The sequence below is a fragment of the Sphingomonas sp. genome (assembly GCF_042096255.1).
Classification (GTDB): Bacteria; Pseudomonadota; Alphaproteobacteria; order Sphingomonadales; family Sphingomonadaceae; genus Sphingomonas.
The window spans coordinates 40,605-50,796 of sequence record NZ_JBELLZ010000016.1 but is presented as its reverse complement, the minus strand read 5'-3'; the positions used below and the strand labels follow the sequence as shown (position 1 = coordinate 50,796).

Here is a 10,192-nt window from a genome sequence, read left to right as displayed (position 1 = left end):
GCTGTTCGTTCCCCGCGCCCGCGCGGGCCGACCGCAATGACCGGCGGGCTTCTCGGATCGTTGGTTCCCCTCGGTGAGAAGGGCGAAGGGGCAGGAAGGAGTTGGAGGGGACGAGGGCAAGATACAAGGCACGCCCCGTTCAGCCGAAAAGCCGAGGCTTTTCCGTGGCTTCACATGGGGGCGTCGGTCGACGAGCGTGCCGCTCGGACGGAAAAAGCTAAGGATTACAAAGCGCCGAACGGCACGACGGCCGGTTTTCGGCGGAAAACGGCCCGGCCATGAGCGAGGAGCGCGAATTCCGCGTCCGGCCGGGCAAGGCCAAGCGCAGCAAGGCGCAGGGCCGCAATGCGCGCGGGCTGGTAGCCGAGGTGCTGCGCATCGCCGCGATGAGCGGCGGCAGCCAGCGTGCGGGCTGGGGCGGATCGCGCCGGCGCGGCCAGTCGAGTTTCGGGAGGGGACGCACGGCCTTCGCGCGCAGCCGCCTGTTCGGCTCCGGCCGGCGCGTGATGGTGAAGGCGCTGCCCGTCAACCACCGCGGCCGGGGCGGATACCGCATGGCGCCGCTGTCCGCGCATGTCGCCTACCTTAAGCGCGAGGGCGTGACCCGCGACGGCTCGCCGACCCGCATGTTCGATGCGGCTGGCGACAACGCCGACGATCGGGGTTTTACCCAGCGGTGCAAGGATGACCGGCACCATTTCCGCATCATCGTCTCGCCTGAGGATGCGGCCGAGCTGACCGACCTGCGCGAATACACCCGCGACCTTGTGCGCCAGATGGAGGCCGACCTGGAGACGCGACTCGATTGGGTCGCGGTCGATCACTGGAACACCGACAATCCGCACGTCCATCTGCTCGTGCGCGGCGTCACCGACCAGGGCGCCGATCTCGTCATGTCGCGCGACTATATCAGCCACAACCTGCGCTCCAACGCCGAGGAGCTGGCGCAGGCCGAGCTAGGTCCCAAGCCCGAGCACGAGGTTCGGCGCAGCCTTGAGCGGGAGGTGACAGCCGAGCGCTGGACGCGGCTCGATACCGAGATCAAACGCGCATCCGACGAACTGGGCGTCATCGACCTGCGCCCCGAGCGCCCCGGCCCGGACGACCCGCAGCTCCGCCGATTGATGGTCGGGCGGTTGCAGCACTTGGATTCGATGGGGCTTGCCGCCGAGGGCGAGCCGGGCCAGTGGGCGGTCGCCGAAGGGGCTGCGGCGAAGCTGCGCGAGCTGGGCGCGCGCGGCGACATCATCCGCACCATCGGCGCGGCGCTTGAACGACGCGGCCAGGACCGGCCGCTCGACAGCTACGCCGTCGTGAGCGGCGCGCCCGAGAAGCCGATCGCCGGCCGGCTGATCGACAAGGGGCTGCACGACGAGCTGACCGGCACCGCCTATGCCGTGATAGACGGCACGGACGGCCGCACCCACCATGTCCGGCTGCCCGGCATCGAAGCGCTGGAGCAGAGCCCAAAGCTCGGCGGCATCGTCGATCTGCGCGGCGTCGGCCGGCCCGGCGAAGCCAAGCCGACGCCGGTTCTCGCCACGCGGTCGGACCTCGACCTTGCGGCACAGGTCAAGGCGCCCGGCGCGACGTGGCTCGACCATCGCCTGATCGAGCGCGGCGCCAGCGTCGCGGACGGCGGGTTCGGCGCGGAGGTGCGCCGCGCGATGGACGCGCGCACCGACCATCTCGTCAAGGAAGGGCTGGCCCGCCGGTTCGGTGAGCGGACGGTGTTCGAGCGCGGGATGCTCGACACGCTGCGGAAGCGCGAGCTGGACTCGGTTGGCGCGAAGATCGCGGGCGAGACCGGGCTTGCCTATCGCCCCGCCGCGTCCGGCGACAAGATCACCGGCGTCGTTCGCCAGCGCCTCGCGCTCGCATCGGGGCGCTTCGCCATGATCGACGACGGCCTCGGCTTCCGGCTCGTGCCCTGGGCCAGCACCCTCGAACAGCAGCTCGGCCGTCAGGTGTCCGGCGTCGTCCGGGCGGGCGGCGGCATCGACTGGACGCTCGGCCGCAAGCGCGGCCTCGGCATCTGAATCAGGAGACCTCCATGTCCGCGACCAAAATCCTCTGGGGCCAGATCATCATCGTGTTTCTTATCGTGCTCGCCGGCGTGTGGGGCGCGACACAGTGGACCGCCGCCGCACTCGCCCATCAGCCCGAGCTGGGGCCGCCGTGGTTTGTGGCCTTCGGGTGGCGCATCTATCCGCCACCGGCCTTCTTCTGGTGGTGGTTCTCGTTCGACGCCTACGCGCCCCGTATATTCCTGACCGGCGCCTATATCGCTGCGTCCGGCGGATTCGCGTCGATCGCGGTCGCCATCGGCATGTCGGTGTGGCGCGCGCGCGAGCTGAAAAACGCCGAAACCTATGGCTCGGCTCGCTGGGCGAGCGAGCGGGAGGTGCGCGCGGCCGGGCTGCTCGGGCCGAACGGCGTTGTGCTCGGCAAGCTCGCGCGCGACTATCTCCGCCACGATGGCCCCGAGCATGTGCTGTGCTTCGCCCCGACCCGTTCGGGCAAGGGCGTCGGCCTAGTCGTGCCCTCGCTGCTGACCTGGCCGGCATCGGCGATCGTCCACGACATCAAGGGCGAGAACTGGACGCTCACCGCCGGTTTCCGAGCGCGGCACGGCCAGGTGCTGCTATTCGATCCGACCAACGCCGAGTCCGCCGCCTATAATCCGCTGCTGGAGGTGCGGCGCGGCCAGTGGGAAGTCCGAGACGTGCAGAACGTCGCCGACGTTTTGGTCGATCCTGAAGGCTCGCTGGAGCGCCGGAACCACTGGGAGAAAACGAGCCACAGCTTGCTGGTCGGCGCGATCCTCCACGTCCTCTATGCCGAGCCCGACAAGACGCTGGCTGGCGTTGCGGGATTCCTGTCGGACCCCTCGCGCACGATCGAACAGACCCTGGCCGCGATGATGGCGACGCCGCACCTGGGCGAAGCCGGCGTGCATCCCGTCGTCGCCAGCGCGGCGCGCGAGCTGCTCAACAAGTCCGACAACGAGCGATCGGGCGTGCTCAGCACCGCCATGTCGTTTCTCGGGCTCTACCGCGATCCCGTGGTCGCGCAGGTAACGCGGGCGTGCCAGTGGCGCATATCGGATCTGGTCGAGGGCATGTCGCCGGCGACGCTCTATCTGGTCGTGCCGCCCAGCGACATCTCGCGCACCAAGCCGCTGATCCGCCTCATCCTCAACCAGATCGGCCGCCGGCTGACTGAGGAGCTGACCCCGAACGGCAACCGGCATCGCGTGCTGTTGATGCTCGACGAGTTCCCGGCGCTCGGCCGGCTCGACTTCTTCGAGTCCGCCCTGGCGTTCATGGCCGGCTACGGCCTCAAGGCGTTCCTGATCGCGCAGTCGCTCAACCAGATCGAGAAGGCTTACGGCCCGAACAACGCGATCCTCGACAACTGCCATGTGCGGGTGAGCTTCGCCACCAACGACGAACGCACCGCCAAGCGGGTGTCGGACGCGCTCGGCACCGCGACCGAGATGCGGGCGATGAAGAACTATGCGGGACACCGGCTTTCGCCGTGGCTGGGCCATCTGATGGTGTCGCGGTCGGAGACCGCTCGCCAGCTCCTCACGCCGGGCGAGGTGATGCAGCTCCCGCCCGATGACGAGATCGTGATGGTGGCGGGCGTCCACCCGATCCGCGCGAAGAAGGCCCGCTACTATCAGGACCGCCGCCTCTCGGAGCGGATCGAGAGTCCGCCGACCCCGCTCGCGGCGAAGGCGCGGCCCGACGACTGGACCGGCCGGCAGGCGTCCGCCGATCCGAAGCAGGTGGCGCGGATCGTTCGCGACGCGGAAGACGCTGCCAATGGCGGGCTGCGCCGGGAGCCCGAGCTGCCAGAGCATGTCGCCATCGCGCCGGAGGCGACGGCACCACCCGCGCAGGAGTTCGCCATCGTGGACGACGATCCCGATGATGCCGCCAGACAAGCCGCCGTGCGCCGCCGGATGCAGGGGTTGGCACGGCAGGCGTCGCTCGATCCCGGCGACGGCATCGAGTTGTAGGAGACCGCCATGCGCACCCGGCTCAACGTCTATTTCCCGCCCGCGCTCGCCAAGCAGGTCGACGAGCTGGCGATCCGGCGGCGCATCTCGCGATCGGCGATCGTGGAGGCGGCGGTCACGTCCTACTTGTCGCCGGACGGCGCCGACCGGATGGAGGCGGCGTTCGCACGCCGGCTCGACCGCCTCTCCCGGCAGATGCAGCGCCTAGAGCGGAATACCGGCCTCTCGACCGAGGCGCTGGCGTTGTTCGTTCGCTTCTGGCTGTCCGTCACGCCGCCGCTGCCAGATGAGGATCAGGCGGCCGCACAGGTGAAGGGCCGTAAGCGCTACGAAGGGTTCGTTGAGACGCTCGGCCGACGTTACGCCAGCGGCAAAACCTTGATGGACGATATACCTGAGGACGTTTGCCCGCGTGCGTCAACGGACCCCGAATGATGCACCCACCGGCCGATAACCTGAGCGTCACGCTTCAAGTTGCATCCGCCAGATGACACGCCAGCCGTCATCGGTTCGCGTGAGGATCAGGATTTCGCGCCCCTTCGCCTCATGGTCGGCACCCTGATCGGCCCAGGCCATGTCCCAGCCATATTCCACCACCGCGGTCGCGCCGCGTTCCGTGACGACATAATCATCGGCGTGGAAGCGCGCGACAGACGAGCGGCTCATGAAATCCCGGTAGCTCTCGACCGCAGCAGTCAAGCCCTCGGCGCGGTGCGCACCGCCGGGGGCGATCATGACGACATCATCGGCGATGTAGGCGGAAAGGTCATCGAAGCGGCTCTCCATCCAGCAACGATCCATCTGGCGTGCGAAGGCGATGAGTTCGTCATCCATGCTCTTCCAATAGCCAACTTGAAGCACGACTCGAAGCGCGCTTGATCGCCACGGTTTCTGTCCGACGGCGGTCGGGGGAAGTCTTGGCCGATAGTCTGCTCCGCCACCGGCAACGTATCTGCCGCCGCCTCTACTACGCTCGCAAGTAGCTGTTGCGACACGACTATTCCTGCGTCTCTTGATGTGCCCCGACAGCCGGGCGGCGGTTCGCCCGGCTCACTTGAGGGGCCGATCCTTGACCGTCCATCCGATCCGATCCGAGGCGAAGGCACGCGGCGTGCGAATGCTGCGCACGGCGCTCGGGCCGTCGATCGCGGCCTGGCTGGACGACCCTGCGGTTATAGAAGTGATGCTCAACCCGGACGGCCGGCTGTGGCTCGACCGGCTCGGCGAGGGGATCAGCGACACCGGCGAGCTGTTGAGCACGGCCGATGGCGAACGGATCGTGCGCCTGGTCGCGCACCATGTCGGCGTCGAGGTTCATGCGCGATCCCCGCGCGTGTCCGCCGAATTGCCCGAGGGCGGCGAGCGGTTCGAGGGGCTGCTGCCGCCCGTTGTCGCCGCGCCGGCTTTCGCGATCCGCAAACCCGCGGTCGCGGTGTTCACGCTCGAGGACTATGCGGCGGCCGGAATTATGTCATCGGCCGAGGCGGCGGCGCTGCGCGAGGGCGTGCAGACACGCGCCAACATCCTCGTCGCCGGCGGCACCGGCAGCGGCAAGACCACGCTGGTCAACGCGCTGCTGGCCGAGGTCGCGAAGACCACCGACCGCATCGTCCTGATCGAAGACACGCGCGAGCTGCAATGCGCCGCGCCCAACCTCGTCGCCATGCGGACCAAGGATGGCGTCGTATCGCTCTCGGATCTCGTCCGGTCCAGCCTGCGGCTGCGGCCCGACCGCATCCCGATCGGCGAGGTGCGCGGCGCCGAGGCGCTCGACCTTCTCAAAGCCTGGGGCACGGGGCACCCCGGCGGCATCGGCACGATCCACGCCGGCACCGCGCTCGGCGCGCTGCGCCGTATGGAGCAGCTCATTCAGGAGGCCGTGGTCACGGTCCCGCGCGCGCTGCTGGCCGAGACCATCGACCTGATCGCGGTCCTCGTCCGCGACGGCCACGGCCGCCGGCTCGTCGAGCTGGCCAGCCTCAGCGGGCTCGACCCGGCCACCGGCGATTACCGCATCACGCCGCTCACCACCCCCCAGACCGGAGACCTGCCATGATCCATGCCTTGTCGCATGGCGCACGCCGCGTCATGCTCACCGCCACCGCCAGCGTGATCGCGCTGACCTTCGCCGTCCCGGCGCACGCGGGCGGCTCGTCGATGCCGTGGGAAGCTCCGCTCCAGTCGATCCTCGAATCGATCGAGGGGCCGGTGGCGAAGATCGTCGCGGTCATCATCATCATCGTGACCGGCCTGACGCTCGCGTTCGGCGATACGTCCGGCGGCTTTCGCCGCCTGATCCAGATCGTGTTCGGTCTCAGCATCGCGTTCGCGGCCAGCTCATTCTTCCTCAGCTTCTTCAGTTTCGGCGGCGGAGCGCTGATCGCGTGACCGGCGCCGGCGATCCTGTCGAGCCGATCCCCGGCTATTACGCGCCGGTCCACCGGGCGCTGACCGAGCCGATATTGCTCGGCGGCGCACCGCGGGCGCTTGCCATCGTCAACGGCACGCTGGCGGGCGCCATCGGTCTCGGCCTCCGGCTCTGGATCGCCGGCCTGGTCATCTGGGCGATCGGGCACGCGATCTCCGTTTGGGCGGCGCGGCGCGACCCGCAGTTCGTGGACGTCGCCCGCCGCCACCTCCGCTTTCCGACATGGATGCAGCCATGATGAGCTTGCGCGAATACCGCAACAAGGCGGCGCACCTCGCCGACTTTCTGCCCTGGGCCGCGCTGGTCGGCGAAGGCGTCGTGCTCAACAAGGACGGCAGCTTTCAGCGCACGGCGCGCTTTCGCGGTCCCGATCTCGATAGCGCGACGCCGGCTGAGCTGGTCGCCACGACCGCGCGGCTCAACAATGCGCTGCGCCGGCTCGGATCGGGCTGGGCGATCTTCGTCGAGGCGCAGCGCACGCCCGCGCTCGACTACCCGGACTCTCTGTTTCCCGATCCCGTCTCGGCGCTGGTGGACATGGAGCGGCGCGAACAGTTCCGCGAGGAAGGCGCGCATTTCGAGAGCGCCTATTATCTCACGCTGCTGTGGATACCGCCGGCCGAGGAAGCCGCGCGCGCCGAAGGCTGGCTCTACGAGGGCCGGTCAACGTCCGGCGTCGATCCGTGGGAGCTGCTCAAGAGCTTCACCGATCGCAGCGACCGCGTGCTCAATCTGGTCGAGGGCTTCGTGCCCGAGGTCCGCTGGCTCGATGACAGTGAGACCCTGACCTACCTGCACAGCACCATCTCCACCCGCCGCCAGCGCGTGCGCGTGCCGGAAACGCCGATGCACCTGGATGCGCTGCTCGCCGACGAGCCGCTGACCGGCGGGCTCGAACCGCGCCTGGGCGACCATCATCTCCGCACGCTGACGATCACGGGATTCCCTAGCGTCACGTTCCCCGGGCTGCTCGACGAGCTGAACCGGCTCGCCTTCGAGTATCGCTGGTCCACCCGCGCGATCATGCTCGACAAGACCGACGCGACCAAGCTGCTCACCCGCATTCGCCGCCAGTGGTTCGCCAAGCGCAAGAGCATCGCGGCGATCTTGAAGGAGGTGATGACCAACGAGGCGAGCACGCTGCTCGACAGCGACGCTTCGAACAAGGCAGCCGACGCCGACACCGCCCTGCAGGAGCTGGGGGCCGATTATGCCGGCATGGCCTATGTCACCGCGACGGTGACGGTATGGGACCGCGACCTCGCCATCGCCGCCGAGAAATTGCGGCTGGTGGAGAAGGTCATTCAGGGCCGTGACTTCACCGTCATCCCCGAGGGCATGAACGCGATCGAAGCATGGCTGGGAAGTCTTCCCGGCCACACCTACGCCAACGTCCGCCAGCCCCCGATTTCTACCATCAATCTCGCCCACCTGATCCCCCTGTCAGCAGTATGGGCGGGGCCGGAACGGGACGAGCATTTCGGTGCGCCCCCCTTGCTCTATGGCAAGACCGAAGGCTCGACCCCGTTCCGGTTTTCCCTTCATGTCGGCGATGTCGGCCACACGCTGATCGTCGGCCCGACCGGCGCGGGCAAGTCGGTGCTGCTCGCGCTGATGGCGATGCAGTTCCGTCGCTACGAGAATGCGCAAGTCTTCGCCTTCGACTTCGGCGGCAGCATCCGCGCCGCCGCGATCGGGATGGGCGGCGACTGGCAGGATCTCGGAGGGATGCTCGCCGACGAGGCCGGCGACGGCGTGCAGCTCCAGCCGCTCGCCCATATCGACGATACGGCAGAACGCGCATGGGCGGCCGAATGGCTGGCGGCGATCCTCGCGTCCGAAGGCGTCGCGGTTGATCCGCAGGCCAAGGAGCATCTGTGGTCGGCGCTCGGTTCGCTTGCCAGCGCGCCCGTGCCGGAACGCACGCTGACAGGGCTCGCGGTCCTGCTCCAGAGCCAGCAGCTCAAGCAGGCGCTCGCCTCCTATTGCCTCGGCGGACCGTGGGGCCGGTTGCTCGATGCCGAGGCCGAACGGCTCGGCGAAGCGTCGGTGCAGGCGTTCGAGACCGAGGGTTTGGTCGGCGCCGGCTCGGCCGCCGCTGTGCTGTCCTACCTGTTCCACCGGATCGAAGGCCGGCTGGACGGTTCGCCCACGCTCATCATCATCGACGAGGGCTGGCTGGTCCTCGACAGCCCGGACTTCGCGGCCCAGCTCCGCGAATGGCTGAAGACGCTGCGAAAGAAGAACGCCAGCGTCGTGTTCGCGACGCAGAGCCTCGCCGACATCGAGACGTCGAGCATCGCGCCGGCCATCATCGAGAGCTGCCCGACACGCATCTTCCTGCCGAACGAACGCGCGGTCGAGCCGCAGATTGCCGCCATCTACGAGCGGTTCGGGCTCAACGCGCGGCAGATCGAAATCCTTGGCCGGGCGACGCCCAAGCGCGACTATTATTGCCAGTCGCGGCGGGGAAACCGCCTGTTCGAGCTGGGGTTGGGCGAGGTCGCGCTGGCCTTTGCCGCCGCGTCGTCGAAGACCGACCAGCTCCGCATCGCCGAGATCACCGAAACCCACGGGGCATCCGCCTTCGCGGCCGAGTGGCTGCGCCATCGCGGCTGCGCCTGGGCCGTCGAGCTTCTTCCCCCCAGCCAGCAGGAGTTACCGCTATGAAGACCAGAATCCTGCGCCGCGCCATCGTGGCCGGCGTCCTCGCCACGTCGGGCGTCATCGGCATCACCGCCGCGACTCCGGCCTACGCGCAGTTCGGCGGGATCGTCTATGACCCGACCAACTACGCGCAGAACGTGCTGACGGCCGCACGGTCGCTGGAGCAGATCAACAACCAGATTCAGCAAATCCAGAACCAGGCAACGAGCCTTATCAACGAGGCGCGCAATCTGGCCTCGCTCCCATTCAGCTCGCTCCAGCAGCTCCAGCAGCAGGTGCAGCGCACCCAGCAGCTTCTCGGCCAGGCGCAGCGCATCGCGTATGACGTGCAGAACGTCCAGCAGGCGTTCACTGACCGCTACAAGGGCACGGCGCTTTCCGGCACCAACGCGCAGATGGTCGCCAACGCCAATGCGCGTTGGCAGGATAGCGTCAGTGCGTTCGAGGATGCGCTGCGCGTGCAGGCTGGCGTCGTCGGGAATATCGACGGCGCACGCACGACGATGGACGGCTTGGTGTCGTCCAGCCAGTCGGCGACGGGTGCGCTTCAGGCCGCGCAGGCAGGCAATCAGCTTCTCGCACTGCAATCGCAGCAGCTCGCCGACCTGACCGCACTGCTGGCCGCGCAGGGACGCGCGCAGACGCTGGACGCAGCGCGCAAGGCGGCCGTCGAGGCCGAGAGCCGCGAGCGCCTCCGCCGCTTCCTTGAGCGGCCGACCGGCTATCAGCCGGGCAACGCACAGATGTTCCACGACTGAGCCGATGGATACCAAGCTCTTCGCGCGCATCGGCGCTGTCGTCTTCGTCGCCATCGCGATCACGATGACCGCGATCGAGATGAGCCGCCCGCCTCGGCCCGCGCGCGAGGAGCCGACGGCCGTCGCCGACACTTCGGCGAAGGCCGATCCGCTGTTGATCGAGCTTCGTCGCTGCCAGTCGCTCGGACAGGCCGGCGCGAGCGACGCCAACTGCCTCCGCGCCTGGGCCGAGAACCGTCGCCGGTTCCTCGCGCCCGGCGCGCCCCCCGCTGCTCGCATCGCCGACGGCATGTCGGCACAGGAGAATTAAAC

Annotated in this window: 10 protein-coding genes; 9 read left to right on the top strand and 1 reads right to left on the bottom strand. The window is 68.5% G+C overall.

Annotation, left to right across the window (positions count from 1 at the left end; genetic code table 11):
* Nucleotides 1–278: 278 nt before the first annotated feature.
* From ACFDTH_RS05290 to ACFDTH_RS05280, 3 genes are read left to right on the top strand one after another with little or no spacing between them, the layout of a single operon-like run.
* Nucleotides 279–2,039, top strand: a complete 1,761-nt coding sequence (locus ACFDTH_RS05290; protein ID WP_375286464.1) for a relaxase/mobilization nuclease domain-containing protein — start codon at nt 279–281, stop codon at nt 2,037–2,039.
* Nucleotides 2,040–2,053: 14 nt separating this feature from the next.
* Nucleotides 2,054–4,027 (top strand): conjugal transfer protein TraG, encoded by a 1,974-nt coding sequence (locus tag ACFDTH_RS05285; protein ID WP_375286463.1) that lies wholly within the window; start codon nt 2,054–2,056, stop codon nt 4,025–4,027.
* Nucleotides 4,028–4,036: 9 nt separating this feature from the next.
* A complete protein-coding gene (locus ACFDTH_RS05280; RefSeq protein WP_375286462.1) occupies nt 4,037–4,462 on the top strand; it encodes a CopG family transcriptional regulator in 426 nt (141 codons plus the stop codon).
* 27 nt (nt 4,463–4,489) lie between these two features.
* Here the strand turns inward: ACFDTH_RS05280 and ACFDTH_RS05275 are convergent, their stop codons facing one another.
* Nucleotides 4,490–4,861 (bottom strand): YybH family protein, encoded by a 372-nt coding sequence (locus ACFDTH_RS05275; protein ID WP_375286461.1) that lies wholly within the window; start codon nt 4,859–4,861, stop codon nt 4,490–4,492.
* Between the two features lie 235 nt (nt 4,862–5,096).
* Between ACFDTH_RS05275 and trbB the strand changes: the two genes are divergently transcribed.
* The 6 genes from trbB to trbK-alt are packed head-to-tail and all read left to right on the top strand — an operon-like array spanning nt 5,097 to nt 10,190.
* The gene (gene trbB / locus ACFDTH_RS05270) at nt 5,097–6,083 is read left to right on the top strand and encodes a P-type conjugative transfer ATPase TrbB (RefSeq protein ID WP_375286460.1); all 987 of its coding nucleotides are present in this window, start codon (nt 5,097–5,099) and stop codon (nt 6,081–6,083) included.
* Between the two features lie 32 nt (nt 6,084–6,115).
* Nucleotides 6,116–6,415, top strand: a complete 300-nt coding sequence (locus ACFDTH_RS05265; protein ID WP_228221089.1) for a TrbC/VirB2 family protein — start codon at nt 6,116–6,118, stop codon at nt 6,413–6,415.
* Entirely contained in the window at nt 6,412–6,693 is a 282-nt protein-coding gene (locus ACFDTH_RS05260; protein WP_375286459.1) for a VirB3 family type IV secretion system protein, read from the top strand. The genes ACFDTH_RS05265 and ACFDTH_RS05260 overlap by 4 nt, the downstream gene beginning before the upstream one ends.
* Nucleotides 6,690–9,125 (top strand): conjugal transfer protein TrbE, encoded by a 2,436-nt coding sequence (gene trbE, locus ACFDTH_RS05255; protein WP_375286458.1) that lies wholly within the window; start codon nt 6,690–6,692, stop codon nt 9,123–9,125. The genes ACFDTH_RS05260 and trbE overlap by 4 nt, the downstream gene beginning before the upstream one ends.
* Nucleotides 9,122–9,880 carry a P-type conjugative transfer protein TrbJ gene (gene trbJ / locus ACFDTH_RS05250; RefSeq protein WP_375286457.1) on the top strand — a complete coding sequence of 253 codons (759 nt, stop codon included), beginning with the start codon at nt 9,122–9,124 and terminating at the stop codon, nt 9,878–9,880. Before trbE ends, trbJ begins: the two co-directional genes overlap by 4 nt.
* A 4-nt stretch (nt 9,881–9,884) precedes the next feature.
* Nucleotides 9,885–10,190, top strand: a complete 306-nt coding sequence (gene trbK-alt, locus ACFDTH_RS05245; RefSeq protein ID WP_375286456.1) for a putative entry exclusion protein TrbK-alt — start codon at nt 9,885–9,887, stop codon at nt 10,188–10,190.
* Nucleotides 10,191–10,192: the final 2 nt, after the last annotated feature.